General features: G+C 72.4%; 16 protein-coding genes and 1 pseudogene. 9 read left to right on the top strand and 8 right to left on the bottom strand.

The features are described 5' to 3' along the window. Positions 1-74 precede the first annotated feature (74 nt). Entirely contained in the window at positions 75-2,075 is a 2,001-nt protein-coding gene (locus EMA17_RS33205) for a ricin-type beta-trefoil lectin domain protein (RefSeq protein ID WP_371863077.1), read from the bottom strand. 267 nt (positions 2,076-2,342) lie between these two features. Here EMA17_RS33205 and EMA17_RS33200 point away from each other — a divergent pair, with 267 nt between their 5' ends. After that, positions 2,343-3,251 (top strand): LysR substrate-binding domain-containing protein, encoded by a 909-nt coding sequence (locus EMA17_RS33200; protein ID WP_307721576.1) that lies wholly within the window; start codon positions 2,343-2,345, stop codon positions 3,249-3,251. Positions 3,252-3,512: 261 nt separating this feature from the next. Here EMA17_RS33200 and EMA17_RS33195 read toward each other — a convergent pair whose 3' ends face one another. The 4 genes from EMA17_RS33195 to EMA17_RS33180 all read right to left on the bottom strand — a co-directional run bounded on the left by EMA17_RS33195 (position 3,513) and on the right by EMA17_RS33180 (position 9,231). Further along, complete coding sequence (locus EMA17_RS33195; protein ID WP_246127053.1) at positions 3,513-4,199, bottom strand: ribonuclease FAU-1 family protein; 687 nt, start codon at positions 4,197-4,199, stop codon at positions 3,513-3,515. A gap of 219 nt (positions 4,200-4,418) precedes the next feature. After that, positions 4,419-5,561 carry a damage-control phosphatase ARMT1 family protein gene (locus tag EMA17_RS33190; protein ID WP_126640868.1) on the bottom strand — a complete coding sequence of 381 codons (1,143 nt, stop codon included), beginning with the start codon at positions 5,559-5,561 and terminating at the stop codon, positions 4,419-4,421. Continuing rightward, a complete protein-coding gene (locus tag EMA17_RS33185; protein WP_246127052.1) occupies positions 5,558-6,454 on the bottom strand; it encodes a DUF2705 family protein in 897 nt (298 codons plus the stop codon). The genes EMA17_RS33190 and EMA17_RS33185 overlap by 4 nt, the downstream gene beginning before the upstream one ends. Then, entirely contained in the window at positions 6,454-9,231 is a 2,778-nt protein-coding gene (locus EMA17_RS33180; RefSeq protein WP_246127051.1) for an alpha/beta fold hydrolase, read from the bottom strand. The genes EMA17_RS33185 and EMA17_RS33180 overlap by 1 nt, the downstream gene beginning before the upstream one ends. 152 nt (positions 9,232-9,383) lie before the next feature. Here EMA17_RS33180 and EMA17_RS54490 point away from each other — a divergent pair. From EMA17_RS54490 to EMA17_RS33165, 4 genes and pseudogenes are all read left to right on the top strand, one after another. Further along, a pseudogene (locus tag EMA17_RS54490) lies at positions 9,384-10,022 on the top strand ((Fe-S)-binding protein); the annotation flags it as partial. A 174-nt stretch (positions 10,023-10,196) separates the two neighbouring features. After that, complete coding sequence (locus tag EMA17_RS54485) at positions 10,197-11,693, top strand: lactate utilization protein B (protein WP_170222300.1); 1,497 nt, start codon at positions 10,197-10,199, stop codon at positions 11,691-11,693. Then, entirely contained in the window at positions 11,690-12,337 is a 648-nt protein-coding gene (locus EMA17_RS33170; RefSeq protein ID WP_126640866.1) for a LutC/YkgG family protein, read from the top strand. Before EMA17_RS54485 ends, EMA17_RS33170 begins: the two co-directional genes overlap by 4 nt. A 91-nt stretch (positions 12,338-12,428) precedes the next feature. Beyond that, a complete protein-coding gene (locus EMA17_RS33165) occupies positions 12,429-13,880 on the top strand; it encodes a class II fumarate hydratase (RefSeq protein ID WP_126640865.1) in 1,452 nt (483 codons plus the stop codon). A gap of 26 nt (positions 13,881-13,906) precedes the next feature. Here EMA17_RS33165 and EMA17_RS33160 read toward each other — a convergent pair whose 3' ends face one another. Then, the gene (locus tag EMA17_RS33160) at positions 13,907-14,869 is read right to left on the bottom strand and encodes a GlxA family transcriptional regulator (RefSeq protein WP_126640864.1); all 963 of its coding nucleotides are present in this window, start codon (positions 14,867-14,869) and stop codon (positions 13,907-13,909) included. Positions 14,870-14,941: 72 nt separating this feature from the next. Here EMA17_RS33160 and EMA17_RS33155 point away from each other — a divergent pair, with 72 nt between their 5' ends. From EMA17_RS33155 to ahpD, 3 genes are all read left to right on the top strand, one after another. Next, a complete protein-coding gene (locus EMA17_RS33155; RefSeq protein ID WP_126640863.1) occupies positions 14,942-15,277 on the top strand; it encodes a cupin domain-containing protein in 336 nt (111 codons plus the stop codon). Between the two features lie 372 nt (positions 15,278-15,649). Further along, entirely contained in the window at positions 15,650-16,201 is a 552-nt protein-coding gene (locus EMA17_RS33150; RefSeq protein WP_126640862.1) for a peroxiredoxin, read from the top strand. A gap of 3 nt (positions 16,202-16,204) precedes the next feature. Further along, positions 16,205-16,729: an alkylhydroperoxidase, AhpD family gene (gene ahpD, locus EMA17_RS33145; RefSeq protein ID WP_126640861.1), complete on the top strand. Its 525-nt coding sequence runs from the start codon at positions 16,205-16,207 to the stop codon at positions 16,727-16,729. 266 nt (positions 16,730-16,995) lie between these two features. Here the strand turns inward: ahpD and EMA17_RS33140 are convergent, their stop codons facing one another. Next, on the bottom strand, positions 16,996-18,303 hold the full coding sequence (locus tag EMA17_RS33140; RefSeq protein ID WP_126640860.1) for a TetR/AcrR family transcriptional regulator: 1,308 nt from the start codon (positions 18,301-18,303) through the stop codon (positions 16,996-16,998). A gap of 246 nt (positions 18,304-18,549) precedes the next feature. On the opposite strand from EMA17_RS33140, the gene EMA17_RS33135 reads away from it, so the two are divergent. Continuing rightward, a complete protein-coding gene (locus EMA17_RS33135; RefSeq protein WP_126640859.1) occupies positions 18,550-19,710 on the top strand; it encodes a steroid 3-ketoacyl-CoA thiolase in 1,161 nt (386 codons plus the stop codon). Positions 19,711-19,803: 93 nt separating this feature from the next. Here EMA17_RS33135 and EMA17_RS33130 read toward each other — a convergent pair whose 3' ends face one another. Then, complete coding sequence (locus EMA17_RS33130; protein WP_307721575.1) at positions 19,804-20,361, bottom strand: aggregation-promoting factor C-terminal-like domain-containing protein; 558 nt, start codon at positions 20,359-20,361, stop codon at positions 19,804-19,806. Between the last annotated feature and the right edge of the window lie 22 nt (positions 20,362-20,383).

Raw genomic sequence — 20,383 nt, 5'->3', positions numbered from 1 at the left:
GCGCCCCGGAAGCGACCACGGCCGCGGCCCCCGTCCCGGCATCCGGACGGGGGCCGCGTGGTGCGTGCGGGCGATCAGTAGGCGTCGTACGGAATCACCGAGTAGGGCAGGGCCACCGAGACCCCCGCCGTCCACGTCTGCGCCGGCGACGCGCCCACCGGCTGCTGGGTGACCGCGCCGTTGCCCGCCGGGGCGGTGACAGCGAGGCCGGAGACCCGGCTGACCAGGCGGTCGGCCGTATCGGTGTCGAAGCGCAGGTTGTTCAGGTACGCCCCGTGCGCGTCGTCACAGCGCCAGATGCCCAGGCCCGCGCCCGCCGCCGTGGCGCCGCGGTTGTCCAGGCAGTACGCCGGGTCCTTCAGGCTGTGCACCTGGCCGGTGGCCGGATTGCGCCACCACTTCTGGTTGGTGTTGCCGGTGCAGTCCCAGGCCAGCACGGCCCGCCCGGACGACATCGTGCCGCCGTCCACGTCCAGGCACTTGGCGCCGGAGACGAGTTCGGCGAACCGTACCGGCGCGGCGGGCTCCTTCACCCACCGCTGCCCCGCCGAACCGTCGCACCCGGCGAGCACCAGCTTCGCGCCGAGCGTCGCGTCGGCCGCCGGCGCCGCCACGCACAGGGTCTGCGTGTCGGCCGGCCGCAGCGTGCCCGCGACCTCGACGAAGCGCTGGTTGGTGCCGCCGTTGCAGTTCCACAACACCAGCGCGGTGCCCGAGGCGCGCCCGCCGCCGAGCGGATCCACACACCGGTCCTCACTGAGTTCGGTGTGCAGCGACTGGTTCGCGGCGTCGTATCGGAAGCCCTGGTTGCGCCCGCCGTGGCAGGGCCACAGGTCCACCGGGGTGTGGTTGCGCGAGGAGAAGCCGTACGCGTCGGCGCACAACCCGGTCCCCTCGTTGCGCAGTTGCCGGAAGTCGGCACTGAGTACACCCGGATAAAGCTTCGCCTGTCCGGTACTTGCCGAGTCCGCGCAACCGGCCTGGTTCCAGCCCGAGGCGTACAGCTGGGTCAGGCAGGACGCGAACGCCAGGTGGCCGCGCGCGTTGGGGTGGAAGCTCTGCCGGGTCGTGTTCGGGTCGAACACGTTCGGGTTGGCGAACCACAGGCCGCGTGCCCAGGTGTTGTCGGTACAGACCTCGTGGCCGTGGAACAGCCGCGAGTTGTCCAGGTAGGTGACACCGGTGTTCGCCGCGGCCTGACGCTCGGCCCGCTCGAAGATCGGCACCGCCTCGTTGCGCCCCCACGCCGCGTCGCGCAGATAGCCCACGCAGCCGCCGGCGTACCAGCCGGGGAAGTCGGGGTTGTCCTCCACGTCCGGGGCGATCGGCGACGGGTAGCCCATCAGCACGAGTTTGTAGTCGCCGCTCGCGTAGCCCGCGTCGGCCATGACGGTCTTCAGGTCGCGCACGGTCTGCTCGACCTTGGGCCGCATCGCGTCCGCGCGTGCCTGCCAGCCGGGCTGGTACGTGCCGTAGCACTCGCCCTGGAAGAACACCCGCCTGGTCACGCAGTCGGTCATGGTCGGGCCGAACCGGATGTCGTCGTTGGCCCCGGCGACCAGCAGGATCAGCTGCACGCGGGTGTTGCGCGCCTTGATCGCCAGGCTGTCCGACTGCACGAGTTCGTCGGCGTACTGCTTGCTGCCGCCGATCCTGATGTTGACCGTGGACGCCCCGGAGCAGGCCACGTTGTAGGTCAGGTCGGTCGGGATCCCGGTCTTGTGGATCGCCGCCTCGGGCGACCGGTGGCACCAGTTGTCCGGGCCGTCGGTGCCGGGTTCGTACACGCCGACGCCCTCGCCGGCGATCTCGCTGTCGCCGAGCGAGATCAGCGACGTCTTGCGCTCGGTGATCGGCTTGATCCCGGTGCTCCCGTAGAGCGCCTGGGCCTCGGCCTGCCGGATCGCCTCCAGTTGGGGGGACAGCGTGGTGGTCGCGGCGCCGGCCGGGGCCGCACCGGCCGACCCGGTCGCGGTCAGGCCGCCGGTGAGACCCATCAGGGTCGCCATCAGCGCCACCGGCAACACCTTGCCGCGCACCCGTCGTAGCGTCCGCACCCGCTCGAATCTGGACATGCACCCTCGCCTTCGTGGCATGGAAGGAACACGCACGAGCCGCCCAAAGGGCACTTGGGCACTGTGGAGCGAGAGCAAGCTACCGGTGGGTACACCGGAAGAGAAGTGACTTGCGGCACAACGGCCGACCCGGCGCCCGAGCGGACCGACGGGCCGCGGGCTCGGCGCGGGGCCGGTCCGGATGGTTGCCCTATCGTGGAGGAGCCGGGGGATCGGCCGCCCACACGCACCCGACAGGTGGTTCCCATCAGTACTCGCACGCCGACGTTGTCGCAGCTCAGAGCCTTCGCCGCGGTGGCCGACTACCTGCACTTCCGGGACGCGGCGGCGGCGGTGGGCACCAGTCAGCCCGCGCTGTCCGGGGCGATCGCCGCCCTGGAGGACGCCCTGGGCACCCAGTTGGTGGAGCGCACCACGCGGCGGGTCCTGCTCACCCCCGCCGGCGAGCGGGTCGCGCGGCACACCCGCCGCGTGCTGGACGCGCTCGCCGACCTGGTGGACGAGGCCGAATCGGCCCGGCGCCCGTTCACCGGGCCGCTGCACCTGGGGGTGATCCCGACCGTGGCGCCGTATGTACTGCCGGCGCTGCTGCGGCTGGCCCGGGAGGAGTACCCGGACCTCCAGCTGTACGTCCACGAGGAGCAGACCGGTTCGCTGATGGACGGCCTCACCGGCGGCCGGCTGGATCTGCTCCTGCTCGCGCTGCCCTCCCCCGGGCTCGGCGGGGTCGAGGAGATCCCGCTGTACGAGGAGGACTTCACCCTGATCGTGCCCGAGGGCCACGAGTTGGCGGGCCGCCGGAACCTGCCCCGCGCCGCCCTGCGCGAGCTGGACGTACTGCTCCTGGACGAGGGCCACTGTCTGCGCGACCAGGCGCTGGACGTCTGCCGCGAGGTCGGCGCGTCCGAGGCGGGCGCGACCCGTGCGGCGAGCCTGCCCACCCTGGTCCAACTGGTCGCCGGCGGCCTCGGCGTGACCCTGCTCCCGCAGACCGCGATCGACGTGGAGACCCGCCCGGGCTCACAGCTGGCGGTGTCCCGCTTCGCCGCGCCCGCCCCGTACCGACGCATCGGCCTGGTGATGCGCTCCAGCACGGGGCGGGGCGCGGAGTTCGCCGACCTGGCGGTCGCGCTGCGACGCGCGGTGGGCGACCTGCCGGTGCGGGTGGTGCGGTGAGGGCCGGCGCCGGCTCGTGACGGCGCCGTTCGGATCGGCCCTCGGCGGTCGACCGGGTCGTCCCGCCGGAAGTCGACCGGCTCCGGGAACGGGTTCTCCGCCGGGCTCGCCCGCCTCCGGTGCCGGCACGGTTCGGCCGGCGTGGTCCGGGCCGGGTCCCGCGCCCGATCCGCGTCGCCGGAAAGCGGGACGCGCCCGACGACGAACCGGGCCGCACACGCGTCGGGCCCGACCGAAGTCGGGCCCGGAAGAAAGGGGTTGCTAGGCGATGCGGACGTTGTCCGCCCAGTCGTCGGGCAGTTGCGGCAGCGGCCAGGCCGGGTCGGGACGCCAGTTCTCCCACCCCTGGTCGAACGGCGCGCCCCACGCCTCGATCGCCGCGACGGCGGCCCGACCCTCGGCCTCGATCGCCTCGACCTGGCGATCGGTGAGCCGGCCCGCCTCGCGGGAGGCCGCGAGTTCGTCCTCGTCCTTGTACTCCCAGCGGCGATCCGGGGTGACCCACACGTCCAGCACGTGGTCCTCGGTGTCCACGCCGCCCGCCCAACGGGTGCGCGGGCGTTCGAGGTTGACGTACCAGCCGGAGAACCGCCAGTCGGGCTGCCAGAACAGCCAGACCGACCACGGTTCGCCCGGCCGGGCCAGCATCAACACGCCCGTCCCGTGCCACTCGACGACCGAGGGGATCCGGCCGAGCCGGAATCTGCGTTCGATCGGCGCGGTCCGGATGTCCGAACCGTCCGGCAACATCGGCTTGACCCGTGAGGTGCCGCCGGCGAGCCAGACCGCGAGTTGGTCCGGGTCGTCGCGGACCACGGTCACCGGCCGACAATCCAGGACCTTGCCCCCGCGCAGATAACGCCAGAGCACCTGGTCGCCGGGAGACCAGGTGCCGGCCGCGGAACGGGGATCCTCGAAGTGCTCGTGCATGCGCAGGATGTTAGACATGAGCTTGGTGTACCCAGCGCCCGTGACACCTGACCGTGAGTCATGTTACGGGTGGGTCATCATGCGAAGAACATCCGGGTACGGCCGCCGGCGCACGGTCGGCGCCCTCGACCCGCTCTCGGCGCCCCGAAGTCGGCTCTCGGCCGCGAAGATCTCCTTCCGCCTCCGGCCCGCCGCCCGCCCCGCCGAAGCTTCCCGGCGGCGAGGGGGCGGGGTCGGCTACGGGCTCACCTGGATCAGGGCGTGGGTGCCGGTGGTGCGCCATGGGGTGCCGCCCGCTTCGAGGGTGGTCAGGGTCGGTGTGTCCAGGCCGACCACCACGTCGGACTTGAGGGTGCGCAGGGCGGCCACCGGGCCGGGGAAGCGGGCGACGCGGTCGGCGAAGGGCGTGGTGGCGGGCCAGTGGTGATCGCCCACCAGGCGGCGGTAGTTGAGGTCGCCCTTGAGGATCGTCACCGTCGCCTTCGACAGGTCTCGGCGCAGGTCGTCGGGCATCGCCTCGTAGGGGTACGGGGCGCAGAAGAACGGGTGGGCGCCCACCCCCAGGCGGCCCGCGGACAGCGCCGACCACAGGCGGGCGCCGATCCCGGCGGCGGCGTGCCCGGGTGCGGCACGCAGCCGGTCCAGCGCGGCCAGGAAGTCGGCCGTGACCGCGTCCGAGACGAAGTACGGGTACGGCTTGAGGTGGAGCACGGCCCGCGCGGCCCGGCCCGTGTGCAGCAGGTGGTCGAGCAGCACCAGGTCCGGGATCAACTCGCGCCCGGCGTTGTCCGCGATCAGGTGCACCTCGGCCGCGCCGCCGACCGGGAGCAGCGACCACAACCGGGCGCTGTCGTCCGCGACCGGGTGCGAAGCCGACGGGTCGCCCTCCGACGCGGACATCCGAAAGCCCAGGTCCGCCCGATTGCCCCACAGCGCGCTCCGCAGGAGCGCATCACCCGACGATGCCCCGAGGTCGTCGAGCGCCGCCAACTCCTCATCCACCGCCGCACCGCGCAACTCGTCCCGTTTGAACGGCCCGAAGGGGTCGACCCCCCGCCACGGACCGGGCTCGAAATAGCCGGTGGCCGCGAGCAGCCGACGGTAGAAGTAGCTCTCCGCCCACAGAAAAGGCACCTCGAACCACGAGCGACCCACATGGGCGCCCCACCCACCGGCATCGTGCGCATCCGCAGGCAGCGGCGCGATCACCCCGCCGGAGACCTCGCCGAGCAGGCCGTCCAGCGCCCGCCGGCGCTCGGGCGGCCACGGAAACGCCGCCGAGACCCGCCCCAGCAACGCCGGATGCCGCTCCGCGAGCACCGACCGCGCGAACGACCCCGGCTCGGCGCCCGTGACCACCGGAGCCTCGTCCGGGCTCACGACACGATGTCCTTGCGGCCGAAGTGGCGGAACGCCAGGGCCAGGAAGACCACCGCGTACGAGACCGACACCGCCGAGCCCTTGATCATGCCGTCCCACTGCGGGTCGGTCTGGAGTACGTCGACCCACGCGAACTGCCAGTGCGTGGGCAGGTAGTCCCGCCAGGACCCGAGCGCCGTCACCGCGTCCACGATGTTGGAGACCACCACCAGGCCGACCGCGCCGCCCACCGCGCCCAGCGGGGCGTCGGTGACCGTGGACAGCCAGAACGCGATGCCCATCACCACCAGTTGCGCCACCACGCCGTACACGACCACCACCGACATCCGCCCCAGCGCCTCGCCGGTCGGCAGCGACGCCCCCACCGGCAGGTCCAACGGCCCCCACCCGAAGGCGATCGTGCCCGCGATCATCGCCATCAGCGGCAACAGCACCAGGGCCAGCACGCTGTAGCCGAGCGCCACCACGAGCTTGACCCGCAACAGCCGGGCACGCGGCACCGGAGCGGCCAGCAGATACCGCAGCGAGGACCAACTCGCCTCACTGGCCACGGTGTCGCCGCAGAACAGCGCGACCGCCACCACCAGCAGGAACCCGGTCGAGACGAACAGGGTGAACGCGGTGAAGTTCAGCGCGCTCCTGGTCGCCACGTCCACCAGCGTCGGCACCGAGTCCGGCGACGGATCGCCGCCGATCTTGAACGCGGCGACCAGGATCCACGGCAGCGCGAGCAGCAGTCCGATCATGAACAGCGTGCGCCGGCGCCGGAACTGGCGCACCGTCTCGACCCATATCGGCAGCGTGTGCCGGGGGCGATAGCCGTGCGCGTGCGCCGCGCCCGGGATCGGGTGCGCGCCCTCGTCGGTCGGCAACTCGGGGAGCGTACGGGTCATCAGGACTCCCCAATGAGCGTCAGGAACGCGTCTTCCAACCGGCGGCGCGCGGTCACCCGGTCCACCGCGACGCCGGCGCCGACGAGTTCGGCCACCAGGGCGGAGGTCCGCGCGCCCGCCAGGTGCACGAGTACGCCACCCTCCTCGGGCTCCACCGAGCCGACGCCCGGCAGATCCTTCAGGGTCGCGATCGCCAGGTCCGGTACGGGAGTTCCGATCACCAGCGTGTTGCCGTTGCCGACGATCTCGCCGACCGGCCCGGAGGCGATCAGCCGGCCCCGGTGCATCACCACGACGTGCGTACAGGTCTGTTCGACCTCGGCCAGCAGGTGGCTGGAGACCACCACGGTGCGGCCGGTGGCCGCGTAGCCGATCAGCACGTCGCGCATCGCCCGGATCTGCGGCGGGTCGAGCCCGTTGGTCGGCTCGTCCAACACCAGCAGGTCCGGCAGACCGAGCATGGCCTGGGCGATGGCCAGCCGCTGGCGCATGCCCTGCGAGTAGGTGCGTACGTTCCGGTCCAGCGCCTCGCCGAGCCCGGCGATCTCCAGCGCCTCGTCGAAGTGCGCGTCCTCGTGCGGCCGGCCGGTGGCGCGCCAGTACAGCGACAGGTTCTCCCGCCCGGACAGGTGCGGCAGGAAACCCGGGCCCTCGACGAACGAGCCGAGCCGGGACAACACCGGCGCGCCGGGCCCGACCACCCGACCGAAGATCCTTATCTCGCCGCCGTCCGGAAGGATCAGGCCCATCAACATCCGCAGCGTGGTGGTCTTGCCCGCGCCGTTGGGGCCGAGCAGACCGAGCACCTGACCCGCCTCGACCCCGAAGGACAGGTCGTCGACGGCGAGCTTGCCGCCCTTGTACCGCTTGGTCAGGCCGCGGATCTGCAGCGGGACGTCGGTCAGGTCCGGATCCGGCGCGGCCGCCGCCGCCCGCCGCCGCCCGGTGAGCAGCAGGGCCAGAGCGACCGCGACCGCGATCAGCGGCAGGCCCCACGTCCACCAGGCATAGCCGGTCGAGGCCACGTGCAACCGCGGCACCGACGGCAGCGTCAGCGGCCCGGCGAGCGCGACCCGGTAGCTCGTGGGCGTGTTCGGCGACGCGAAGCCCAGGTCGGTCGCGGTCAACACGAGCCGCAGCCGGTGACCCGAGTCCACCTCGTGGTCGACGGCCGGCAGCCGGATCTCCACGTCCCGCCCGCCCTGCGCCCCACTCACCCGCACCGGCGCGGCCAACTGATGCGGCAGCACACTCGCCCCACCCGGCGCGATGTCGTACAACTTCGCGAACAACACGATGTCGTCGGCGCCCGAGACCCGCACCCGGGCGGTCGGCGACCCGGTGATCCGCACATTCCGATCGACCCGGTCGCTCTGGAAGAACGCGCTCTGCCCCGGCAGGTCGAAGGCGATCCCACCGAGGTCGCCCGCGCCGGCGGCCAGCGCGCCCAGCCCACCCGAGCCGGCCAACAGGCCCAGGCCGGGCAGCCCGGACACCGACGTCGGCGCACCCCCCGGCGGATTGGCCACGGTCTGCTCCGGCCCCGCGAGCGCCACCTCGCGCTGCCGGGTCCCGCCCAGGCCCGGGTAGTGGTCGGTGTCCGCGATCCGCAGCCGCTGCTCCCGCGTCGCACTGTCCACCCCGCCGGAGCGGGTCACCCGAAACGACCCGGCGGCGGTCGGCGCGCCGGCCTTGGGCGCGGGCCCGCTCGGCTTGAGCCAGCGGTCGAACCACGCGGTGGTCCGGTCGCGCACCATCGCGCTCTGCGGCCGCCCGCCGTCGTGCCCGCCCGCCGTCCACACCATCTCCACCGGCGCGCCGTTGCGGGCGATCGCCGCCGCGTTGCGGTCCGCCTGGTCGAGCGGGAACAGCGAGTCGTTCTGGCCCTGGATCAGCAGCGTCGGCACCGCGATCCGGTCCGCGACCGAGACCGGACTGGCCCGCCGCAGCAGGTCGACCGCCTGCGGCGTGGACTTCCCCGACACCGCCACCTCGCGGTAGATCGTGCAGACCCGGTCGTCGAACCGGCCGCAGCCGGTCTTCGTGTCGATCGGCGCGAGCCCGGCCGACGGACTGGTCCCGGAGGAGAAGAACAGCCCGGCCCACATCTTCTTGAACACGCCCTCGGCCGGCCCGCCGCCCGCCGCGTTCGGCAGCAGCGCGTCGGCGAGGTCGTGCCAGGTGATCTGCGGCGCGATGGCGTCCACGCGCGGGTCGTAGGCGGCGGTCAGCAGCGAGAGCGCGCCGCCGTACGAGGCGCCCGCCACGCCCACCCGCGGATCGCCGGGACCGTCGAGGCGCACCTCGGGCCGCGCGGCCAGCCAGTCGATCAGCGCCCGCGCGTCGGCCACCTCGTAGTCCGGCTGGTCCAGCATGATCTGCCCCGCCGAGCCGCCGAAGCCGCGCGCCGAGTAGGTCAGCACCACATACCCCGAACGGGCCAGCGCCTCGGCGTCCCGGCGCAACTCGGCCTTGCTGCCGCCGAATCCGTGCGCGAGCAGCACCGCGGGCGCGCGCCCCCGCACGCCGGGCGGCACGAACAGCGTGGTGTCGATGCCGATCCGCGCCGGATCGCCCGGCCCCGCGGCCACGTCCACGCGCTGTTCGGTGGCGCGTACCGGCGTCGCGGTGTCGTCACCGACCGCCACGCCGACCCCGAGGACCGCGATCACGACCACCACGAGGGCGAGGACACCGGCCACGACCCGCGACCGACGCGTGGTCAGTCGCGTGCGCACGGCGGCGAAGGGGCGGCCGAATGCCGTCCGGAGGCTCATGCGCAGACCCTACGTGGCAATCGCGCAGGTCGGAGACCGGCCCCGATCCCGACGCCCCCGCCCCGCCCTTCGTCACACGACCGGACGCGCCCGGCGGGTCTGACCGGGCGTGCGCCACGGGACGTCCGTACAGTCGATCGCGGAGGTAAATCGTGCGTCTTGCCCTTTTCATCACGTGCTTCAACGACACGCTCTTCCCGGAGACCGGCGCGTCCGTGGTCCGGGTGCTGCGGCGCCTCGGACACGAGGTGGAGTTCCCGTACGACCAGGTGTGCTGCGGCCAGATGCACTTCAACTCCGGCTACCGGCGCGACGCGGTACCGCTGGTCCGGTCCTTCGTCGAGGCGTTCGAGGGCTACGACGCGGTGATCGTGCCGTCCGGGTCGTGCACCGCGATGGTGCGCGAGTATCACGCCACGGTGGCCCGCACGGCCGGCGGCACGCTGCCGGAGGGCGTCGCGCGGGTGGCGCCGAAGGTGTACGAACTGAGCGAGTTCCTGGTCGACGTGCTCGGGGTGACCGACGTGGGCGCCTACTTCCCGCACAGCGTCGCGTACCACCCCACCTGCCACTCGCTGCGCATGTTGCGGGTGGGCGATCGGCCGACCCGGCTGCTGCGCGCGGTGCGCGGGCTGACCCTGGTCGACCTGCCGCGCGCCGACGAATGTTGCGGCTTCGGCGGCACGTTCGCGGTGAAGAACGCGCCGACGTCGGTGGCGATGGGCGGCGACAAGGTCACCGCCGCGCTGGAATCCGGCGCGCAGGTGTTGTGCGCCGGGGACAACTCGTGCCTGACCCACATCGGCGGACTGATCTCCCGACAACACGCGGGCATCCGGATGCTGCACCTGGCGGACATCCTGGCCCGCACCGACGCGCTGCCGGACGTGCCGGTGTACCGGCCGGGCCTGCCCGACTCGTCGGGCCTCGTCGTGGGGCACGCCCCCGGGACCGGAGGCGACACGATGACCGCGGCGGTACACAGGGAACCCACCTTCGTCGGCATGCCGCCCTTCCCCGAGGCGGCCGAGGCCGAGTTGGCGAATCCGGTCCAACGGGCCAATCTGCGCGCGGCCACGCACACCATCCGGGCCAAGCGCGACGCGGTGGTCGCGGAGCTGCCCGACTGGGAGCTGCTGCGCCGGGCCGGCGAGGCGATCAAGGACGACGTGCTGGCTCGGCTGCCCGGCCTCCTGGAGCGCCTGGAGGCGGCGGTCCGCGCGGCCGGGGGCGTGGTGCACTGGGCCAGGGACGCGGCCGAGGCGAACACGATCGTGGTCGACATCGCGCGGGCCAAGGGCGTGGACGAGGTGGTCAAGGTCAAGTCCATGGCCACCGAGGAGATCGAGCTGAACAACGCGCTGGCCGCGGCCGGGATCCACGCGTGGGAGACCGACCTCGCGCAACTGATCGTGCAGCTCGGCGACGATCTGCCGTCGCACATCGTGGTGCCCGCGATCCACCGCAACCGGGCACAGATCCGGGAGATCTTCGTCCGCGAGATGGGCCGCGTGGGCCGACCGGCGCCGGAACGGCTGAGCGACGAGCCCACCGCGCTCGCCGCCGCCGCGCGGCTGCACCTGCGGCAGAAGTTCCTGCGCGCGAAGGTCGCGGTCTCCGGCGCCAACTTCGCCATCGCCGACACCGGCACGGTGTGCGTGGTCGAGTCGGAGGGCAACGGGCGCATGTGTCTGACCCTGCCGGAGACGCTGATCACCGTCCTGGGCGTGGAGAAGCTGCTGCCCACGTGGGGCGACCTGGAGGTGTTCCTGCAACTGCTTCCGCGCAGTGCCACCGGGGAGCGGATGAACCCGTACACGTCGATGTGGACGGGGGTCACCCCCGGGGACGGGCCGCGGGAGTTCCACCTGATCCTGCTCGACAACGGCCGCTCCGACGTGTTGTCCGACCCGGTGGGCCGCCAGGCGCTACGCTGCATCCGCTGTGCGGCCTGTCTGAACGTGTGTCCGGTGTACGAGCGCACCGGCGGGCATGCGTACGGGTCGGTGTACCCCGGGCCGATCGGCGCGATCCTCACGCCGCAACTGCGCGGCATCGCCCGGCACCCGGTGGACGCGCAGACCGCGTCGTTGCCGTTCGCGTCGACGCTGTGCGGGGCGTGCTTCGACGCGTGTCCGGTGCGGATCGACATCCCCGAGGTGCTGGTGCGTCTTCGTGCACAGGTTGTGGACGGCGGACGCGGGCCGCACGACCGGGCCGAGGACGCCGGGATGAAGACGCTGCGGTGGACCTTCGAGAAGCCGTGGCGGATCGGTTTCGCCCAACATGTGGCCGGGGTCGGCGCGCACTTCGTGCGTCACGGCGTGATCGGTCGGGTCCCGCTGCCGAAGCGCGTGTCCGGGCCGGTGGGCGCGTGGTTCGCCGACCGGGACGCGCCGGCGCCTCCGGCGGAGTCGTTCCGGACCTGGTACAAGCGCACCGAAGGTGGTCGGGAGCTGTGACGGTGGAGCACCACGAGGCGGACCGCGAGGCGCGGACGGTGGTCCTGGACCGGCTCCGCGCCGCCCTCGACGACCGGCCCAAGCCGCCGCCGGTACGCCGGACCTATCGGCGCGAGCGCCCGGCGGGCCTCGACCCGGCCGCCCGCTTCGCCGCGCGGCTGGCCGACTACGACGCCACCGTGCTGCGCGTACACGACACCCGGGGCCTGCTGCTCGGCGCGAGCGACCTGCTGCGCCAGGCCGGGGTCACCCGCCTGGTGGTGCCGAGCGGGAACCGGCTGTCCTGGCTGAGCCGGCTCGGCGCGGAGCTGGTGGTGGACACCCCCGAGCTGAGCCGGGACGAGATCGGCACGATCGACGCGGTGGCCACCGGGTGCGCGCTCGCCGTCGCCGAGACCGGCACGATCGTCCTGGACACCGGCCCCGACCAGGGCCGTCGGGTGCTCACCCTGCTGCCGGACTACCACCTGTGCGTGGTGCGCGCCGACCAGATCGTGGGCACCGTGCCGGAGGCGGTGGCCCGGCTCGACCCGCGCCGCCCGCAGACCTGGATCTCCGGCCCGTCGGCGACCAGCGACATCGAACTGGAGCGGGTGGCGGGGGTACACGGGCCGCGGACGCTGCACGTGTTGCTGGTCGGCTAGCCGGCTCGGCACCGGCCGGGCGCACCCCGCAGGAACAGGCCGGGCCGAGAAGCCGTTGTCGCCAGGGAACGCTTTCTAGGAGGCCACAGCGATGTCCGAGGCAGCAGCGAGCGCGGAGCCCACCGCGGAACCGACCGCGGATCCGGGTGCGGACCCGTCCGGCGGGTTCCGCGTCGAGCACGACTCGATGGGGGAGGTCCGGGTGCCGGCCGCCGCCAAGTGGCGGGCGCAGACCCAGCGCGCGGTGGCGAACTTCCCGATCTCCGGGCAGCACCTGGAGCCGGCGCACGTGGAGGCCCTGGCCCGGATCAAGGGCGCGGCGGCCCGGGTGAACGCCGAACTGGGCGTGCTGGACAAGGAGACGGCGGAGGCCATCGAGCAGGCCGCGGTCGAGGTGGTCGGCGGCCGCTGGGCGGACCAGTTCCCGGTGGACGTGTTCCAGACCGGATCCGGCACCTCCTCGAACATGAACATGAACGAGGTCCTGGCCACCCTGGCGACCGAACGACTGGGCCGGGACGTACATCCCAACGACCACGTCAACGCGTCCCAGTCGTCCAACGACGTCTTCCCCTCCTCGATCCACATCGCGGCGGCGCTCGCGGTCACCCACCGGCTGATCCCCTCGCTCGACCACCTCGCCTCCTCCCTGGAGTCGAAGGCGACCGAGTTCGCCGACGTGGTCAAGTCCGGCCGCACCCACCTGATGGACGCCACGCCCGTGACCCTGGGGCAGGAGTTCGGCGGCTACGCGGCGCAGGTGCGCTACGGCGTGGAACGACTGCACGCGACGCTGCCGCGCGTGGTCGAACTGCCGCTGGGCGGCACCGCGGTGGGTACCGGGATCAACACCCCGCCCGGCTTCTCGGCCCGGGTGATCGCGGAGATCGCGGCGGCCACCGGGCTGCCGTTCGTCGAGGCGCGCGACCACTTCGAGGCACAGGGCGCGCGGGACGGACTGGTCGAGTTGTCCGGCCAGTTGCGCACCGTCGCGGTCGGCCTGAACAAGATCGTCAACGACCTGCGCTGGATGGGTTCGGGGCCGCGCACGGGTCTGGCCGAGATCCGGCTGCCCGACCTGCAGCCGGGCAGTTCGATCATGCCGGGCAAGGTCAACCCGGTGATCCCGGAGGCGGTCGGCCAGGTCGTCGCGCAGGTGATCGGCAACGACGCGGCGGTGGCCTTCGGCGGCGCGGCGGGCAACTTCGAACTCAACGTGATGTTGCCGGTGATCGCCCGCAACCTGCTCGAATCGATCCGCCTCCTGGCCAATGTCACACGGGTGCTGGCGGATCGTACGGTGGCCGGCATCGAGGCCGACGTCGAGCGGATGCGCGAATACGCCGAGTCCTCCCCGTCGGTGGTCACCCCGCTGAACCGCTTCCTGGGCTACGAGGAGGCGGCGAGGGTCGCCAAGCAGTCGCTGGCCGAACGCAAGACGATCCGCCAGGTGGTCGTCGAACGCGGCCACATCACGGCCGGCCGCCTCACCGAGGCCGAACTCGACACGGCCCTGGACGTGTTGGGGATGACCCGGCCGTAACCGACACCCCCGAACGGCCCCCGCCGTCACGGGCGGCGGGTGGCCGGGATCGTGGCGGTCTCCGGCGCTCGGAAGGCGCGGCGGTACGCGCCCGGGGTGGTGCCCACCCGGGTGCGGAAGCGGCGGCGGAGGTTGACCGCCGAGGTGAGCCCGACCCGGGTGGCGATGGCCTCGACCGACAGGTCCGTCTCCTCCAGCAGGGTGCGGGCCGCCGCCACGCGGCGGGAGAGGAGCCAGGCGCCGGGGCTGGTGCCGAGGCGGTCGGCGAAGCGCCTGGCCAGCGTGCGGGGCGAGACGCCGAGGTGGGCGGCCAGGTCGTGCACGGACAGCGGCGTGCCGACGCGCTCGTCCGCCCACGCGAACAGGTCGTCGAGGCCGTCCTCGGGCGCCGGCGGATACCGCACCCGGCCGTCCTCGCGATGCGGCGGCAGCACCATGTCCCGCGCGAGGAGGGCGGCGTGCGCGACTCCGTGGTCGCGCCGGACCAGGTGCAGGCACAGGTCGAGCCCCGCGCCCGCGCCGGCGCTGGTGGCGACGTCGCCGTGGTCCACGTACAGCCGGTCCGGCTCCACCCGCACCCGGGGGAACTCCCGACGCAACTGCTCGGCGCGTGCCCGGTGTGTGGTGGCCGAGCGGCCGTCCAGGAGCCCGGTGCGGGCCAGCGCGAACACCCCCGAGCAGATGCTGACCAGGCGCGCCCCGCGCGCGTGCGCCCGAAGCAACGCGCGGCGCACGCCGGCGGAGAGCGGCGTCTCCACCGGCAACCACCCCGGGACGATCACGGTGTCGGCGCGGTCGAGCGCCGCCAGGTCCTGCGGCACGTGCATCGTGTATCCGCCGGTGGTCGGCACCGGCCCCGGCGTCTCGGTGCAGGTTTCGAACGTGTAGTGCCGCGGCACCCCGGCTCGCTCGGTGCCGAAGACCTCGACCGCGCAGCCGAGTTCGAACGTCGACTGCACCGGCCGCACCAGGGCCACCACACGATGCATGGCAGGAACGTACCCCATGGTGTCCGCCCGGACCCTGTCCCGCCGCGGCCCGCCCACGGCACCGTGAGGAGCATGCATCCCGAGATCCTCGCCCAGCCGGGCTATGTTTCCGTGTCCGTCGACGAAGCCCCGATCCGCACGCTCTTCCCCGGGGTTCGGTTCCGTCCGTTGTGGCAGGCGCCGACCGGTGCGCACGCCGGCGTGCTGGAGATGGACCCGAACTCCGCCTGGCCCCGTCGCGACGTGCACGAGCCCGGTCCGGAGGAGGTCTACGTGGTCGCCGGCACCTTCAACGACGGCGCGCGCGACTACCCGGCCGGCACCTTCCTGCACGCCCCCGCCGGGTCGTGGCACCTCCCCTCGACCACCACCGGCTGCACCCTGTTCCTCTTCTATCCGGCGGGCTAGACGGGCCCGGGTCGGGCACACTCCGTGATCGACCCCGGCCGCCCATCCATGCGGTCGCGGGGCGCTCCGGCCGCCCCCGACCCTCCCCGTCCACCCTCTCGGCGACCGGGTCGGACACCCTCCCAAATGAGCCGATTCGGCACTCGCGAGGGTGACGCGTATGCTCCTTCCGGCCCCCTCCGCCGGCCGTCGAACATGCACGCGGGTGGATTGAGCAGGCCGTTCGCCACCTCTCCCACACTGATAAGTGATCACGATCAATAGGTGAAGCGTTGCTTATTTCATCTATCAATTTGGCTGTGACATCGTGATCGACGTACGTCCGACCGGGGTGGTGAACCTGCCTCCCCGGCCCCTTGCGGAGGAGATCAAGTGCTTACTGTCGGTAACCAGTTCCCTGACTACGACCTGACCGCAGTCGTCTCCCTGGAGGCGGACAAGGCGTTCGAGCAGATCACTCCCAAGTGGGGCGACAAGGGTTGGAAAGTCATCTTCTTCTGGCCGAAGGACTTCACCTTCGTGTGCCCGACCGAGATCGCCGCGTTCGGCCGGCTCAACGAGGACTTCCAGGACCGTGACGCGCAGCTGCTCGGCGTGTCCGTGGACTCCGAGTTCGTGCACCTGGCCTGGCGCAAGGACCACCCGGACCTGACCGACCTGCCGTTCCCGATGTTGTCCGACCTCAAGCGCGAGCTGTCCTCGGCCGCCGGCGTGCTCAACGCCGACGGTGTCGCCGACCGCGCGGTCTTCATCATCGACCCGAACAACGAGATCCAGTTCGTGATGGTCACCGCCGGCTCGGTGGGCCGCAACCCCGACGAGGTCCTGCGGGTCCTCGACGCGCTGCAGACCGACGAGCTGTGCCCGTGCAACTGGCAGAAGGGTGGCGAGACCCTCGACGCCGCCAAGCTGATGGACGCCTGATCCATGGGTCTCGACGTCCTGAAGGCCGCACTGCCCGAATACGCCAAGGATCTCAAGCTCAACCTGGGCTCGGTCGTCGGCAACTCCAAGCTCCAGGAGCAGACGCTCTGGGGCACGGTGCTCGTGTCGGCGATCGCCACGCGCAGCCCGAAGGTGCTCGCCGAGCTGGAGCCCGAGGCGAAGAGCCGGCTGTCCGAGGAGGCGTACAACGCCGCCAGGGCCGCCGCCGCGGTGATGGCGATGAACAACGTCTACTACCGGTCGATGCACCTCATCGGCGACCCGGAGTACGGCAACCTGCGGGCCGGGCTGCGGATGAACATCATGGCCAACCCGGGTGCCCCGAAGGCCGACTTCGAACTGTGGTCGCTCGCCGTCTCGGCGATCAACGGTTGCGGTCGGTGCCTGGAGTCGCACGAGCAGGTCCTGCGCAAGGAGAACATGCCGCGCGAGACCATCCAGGAGGCGATCAAGATCGCCGCCGTGATCCACGCGGTCGGCGTGACGCTGGAGTCCGAGCAGGGCTGAGCACGCCGGTGTTCGGGCCGGGCCGAGCACGCCCCCGCCCGAACACCCGCGCACGGCAAGCGAGAACGACGCGAGAGCCCGTCCCGTCCGGGGGCGGGCTCTTCCGCGTCGCGCCCCTCACCGCCCCGCGCGCGACCACCCCACCGGCCGGGACCGAATCGCCCACCGCACCCGAACCGCTCCGCGCGCCCAGGTCGCCCGCCACCACCGGGCCGTCCACCGCAGCCGAACCGACACCGGCCGCGAACCCGCCCCGAGCCCCGCCCTCACGACGCCGCCATCCCCGCCAAGGCGACCTCCCGATACAACCCGACCGCATCCCGCACGCCCATCCCCCGATAGATCCGGCTCCCGGTCGAGATCGCCGTGCGCAACACCCGCTGGGTGAACACCGGGTCCAGGTCCGGGTGGAAGTCGCCCGAGCGGATCCCGGCGACCAGCGCCCGGGTCCACGTGTCGGAGACCTTGGCGCGCTGCGCGGACAGCCGGCTCGCGGGCAGTTCGTCACCGCGCACCTCGTTTATCGCCAGCACCGTCGACACGCCGTGGCACGCGTGCGCCTCCACGGTGTGTCCGATCAGACCGGCCAGTCGCTGGACCGGCTCCGGCCGATCCGCGGCGTCCTTGTCGAAGGCACTGCGCAGATCGCCGAGGAATTCGCCGAGGAGTTCGCCGAGCAACTGCTCCTTGGAGCCGATGTGATGGGCGAGGCTGCCGACCGGGACACCGGCCAGATCGGCGATCCGGCGCACCGTGGTGCCCGCGTACCCGTCCTGTTCGAAGAGCAGGTTGGAGGCGATCCGGATCCGGGTGCGCGCGTCGGTGCGGCGCGGCGCCCGGGCCATCCGCCGCTCGGCCTCGACCCGGACGTCGTCGGCCGCGCCGGTCCGGCGCAGCGTGGGCATCGTGTGGCGGGCCGGTCCGAGCAGGGTGCAGATGTGCTGCGACGCGTAGCGTCCGGGCCGGACGATGCCGCGCACGAACAGGTCGACGAGCCGACCGGCGGCGGCGTCGGGGTCGTAGCGCCCGCTCGGCCGATACCACTGGGCCATGCCCCACACCGCCGACTGGAGCATCAGCGACAGCAGTACGGGATGCAGGTCCCGACGCAGGCTGCCCTCCTCGACGCCGCGCCGCAACACCCGCCCCCACAGCGCGGATGCCTCGACGGTGCGCTCGGACAGCCACACGAAACCGTCGCTCCCGGAGAGCCGGCGCGACTCGCCGACCACCACGATCGCCGCGTCGGGGCTGTTGCCGATCACTTCGAGGCTGTCCCGCAGCAGCCCGCGCAGGGTGTCGACGGGGGCGCCGCCACGCTCGACGGTGGCGCGCTGGCGGCTCATGATGTCGGCGAAGAAGGAGTCGAGCACTTCGAGCAGCATCGCTTCCTTGGACGGGAAGTGGTGGTACAGGCTGCCCGAGAGCATGTCGGCGGACTCGGCGATCTGACGAACCGTCGTGGCGCCGTAGCCGCGCTTGGCGAACAGCGCGCAGGCGTGTCTGATGATCTCCGCGCGTCGATCCGCTCGCGGCCTGATGTGACGCTCCGCACCCGCTCGATCGCTCAACACGGGGCAAGCGTAGTACGCCTGGGATTCCCATGCGGAATCTCACGTTCCGGTAGTCCCCATCCGTCCCGTCCACCCCATCATCGACCACGTCGGCGCCCTCGCCGAACCCGGTCGACACCCCATATCCTTGACTTAGTCATACACTTGGTGCAGGGTGAGACAGGCTGGTCGGCTCGGGCCGGCAACCCGTCGCCACCGTGGCCCGGCCCCGAGGACCGGCCACTCAGGACTCGCTAGGAGCGACCCATGGGCAACCCCGTCATCGTCGAAGCCGTGCGCACCCCGATCGGCAAGCGCAACGGCCGGCTCGCCGGGCTGCACCCGGTACAGCTGCTCTCGGCCGTACAGCGCGGGCTGATCGAGCGGGCCGGGATCGACCCCGAGCTGATCGACCAGGTGATCGGCGGCTGCGTCACCCAGGCCGGCGAGCAGTCCGGCGACATCGTCAAGCACGCCTGGCTCTACGCCGGACTGCCGCACCGCACCGGCGGCACCACGATCGACTGCCAGTGCGGATCGGCCCAGCAGTCGGTGCACCTGATCGCCGGGCTGATCGCGACCGGCGCCATCGATGCGGGAGTTGCATGCGGCATCGAGTCGATGAGTCGCAACCCGCTCGGCCACACCGCGAAGCCCGGCCAGAAGTCGAAGCCGGAGGACTGGGCGATCGACCTGCCCGACCAGTTCACCGCCGCCGAGCGGATCGCCCGCAACCGGGGCATCACCCGCGCCGACGTGGACGCGCTCGGCGTGCGCTCGCAGGCCAACGCCAAGCGCGCCTGGGACGAGGGCCGGTTCACCTCGCAGGTGATCCCCGTCGAGGCCCCGATCCTGGACGCCGAGGGCAACCCCACCGGTGAGACCGCCGTGGTCGACCGCGACCAGGGCCTGCGCGACACCACGATCGAGAGCCTGACCCGGCTCAAGCCGGTCCTGCCCGACGGCATCCACACCGCGGGCAACTCGTCGCAGATCTCCGACGGCGCCGCGGCGCTGCTGATCATGGACGAGGACAAGGCTCGTGCGCTGGGCCTGCGCCCGCGCGCGCGGATCGTCGCGCAGGCGATGGTCGGCGCCGACCCGCACTTCCACCTCGACGGCCCCAACGACGCGACCGAGCGGCTGTTCGCCCGCTCGGGGATGGCCATGTCCGACATCGACCTGTTCGAGGTCAACGAGGCGTTCGCGTCCGTCGTGCTGTCCTGGGCCCAGGTACAAAAGGCCGACCTCGACCGGGTCAACGTCAACGGCGGCGCGATCGCGCTCGGCCACCCGGTCGGCTCCACCGGCGGCCGACTGCTCACCACCGCGCTGTACGAACTCGAGCGCACCGACAAGCAGTTCGCGCTGGTGACGATGTGCGCCGGCGGCGCCAACGCGTCCGGCACCATCATCGAACGCGTCTGAGACACCCACCGCGTACGACCGAGCCCCGCGCGCCGAAAGGCGGGCGGGGCTCGGTCGTACGGCGAGGGGCGGGTCGGGAGACCCGCGGCCGGCTCAGTACCAGTTGTGGTTCTGCCAGAACGTCCACGCCTGGCACGGGCTGCCGTAGCGCTCGTTCATGTAGCTCAGGCCCCACTTGATCTGTGTCGCGGGGTTGGTTCGCCAGTCGGCGCCGGCGGTGGCGTACTTGCTCGCGGGCAGCGCCTGCATCAGGCCGTACGCGCCGGAGGACTTGTTGGTGGCGTCGACGCGCCAGCCGCTCTCCCGCTCGACGATGTTGCTGAAGCACGTGTACGAACTCGCGCTCATCATCGACTTGGCGATCGCCTGGGCGTCGGCGGCGGAGGCCGACACCTTCTCGACCGCGCCGCGGTTGTCGGATCGTGCCGCGCGCTCGGCGGCCGCCTTGCGGTCGGCCTCCTTCTGGGCGGCTTCCTTCTCGGCGGCGGCCTTCTCGGCGGCCGCCTTGTCCGCCGCCGCCTTCTCCGCGGCGGCCTTGTCGGCCGCGTCGCGCTCGGCCTTGACCCGGGCGGCCTCTTCGGCCTGCACCCGCTGCGCCTCGTCGTAGGCGGCGGTCTGCGCGTCCGCCTGGTGGGTGATACCGGTGCTCAACCGCTGCGCCGCGGGGGCCGCG

It is taken from the genome of Embleya hyalina (assembly GCF_003967355.1).
Taxonomy (GTDB): domain Bacteria; phylum Actinomycetota; class Actinomycetes; order Streptomycetales; family Streptomycetaceae; genus Embleya; species Embleya hyalina.
Note: the sequence above shows the minus strand (reverse complement) of the source record. Positions and strands in the feature narration are given on the sequence as shown.

Bases quoted from the DNA above. Each gene is read 5' to 3' on its own strand.
- EMA17_RS33205 (WP_371863077.1), bottom strand. From the start codon at position 2,075: ATGTCCAGATTCGAGCGGGTGCGGACGCTACGACGGGTGCGCGGCAAG.
- EMA17_RS33195 (WP_246127053.1), bottom strand. From the start codon at position 4,199: ATGTCTAACATCCTGCGCATGCACGAGCACTTCGAGGATCCCCGTTCC.
- EMA17_RS33185 (WP_246127052.1), bottom strand. From the start codon at position 6,454: ATGACCCGTACGCTCCCCGAGTTGCCGACCGACGAGGGCGCGCACCCG.
- EMA17_RS33180 (WP_246127051.1), bottom strand. From the start codon at position 9,231: ATGAGCCTCCGGACGGCATTCGGCCGCCCCTTCGCCGCCGTGCGCACG.
- EMA17_RS54485 (WP_170222300.1), top strand. From the start codon at position 10,197: ATGACCGCGGCGGTACACAGGGAACCCACCTTCGTCGGCATGCCGCCC.
- EMA17_RS33165 (WP_126640865.1), top strand. From the start codon at position 12,429: ATGTCCGAGGCAGCAGCGAGCGCGGAGCCCACCGCGGAACCGACCGCG.
- EMA17_RS33160 (WP_126640864.1), bottom strand. From the start codon at position 14,869: ATGCATCGTGTGGTGGCCCTGGTGCGGCCGGTGCAGTCGACGTTCGAA.
- EMA17_RS33155 (WP_126640863.1), top strand. From the start codon at position 14,942: ATGCATCCCGAGATCCTCGCCCAGCCGGGCTATGTTTCCGTGTCCGTC.
- ahpD (WP_126640861.1), top strand. From the start codon at position 16,205: ATGGGTCTCGACGTCCTGAAGGCCGCACTGCCCGAATACGCCAAGGAT.
- EMA17_RS33135 (WP_126640859.1), top strand. From the start codon at position 18,550: ATGGGCAACCCCGTCATCGTCGAAGCCGTGCGCACCCCGATCGGCAAG.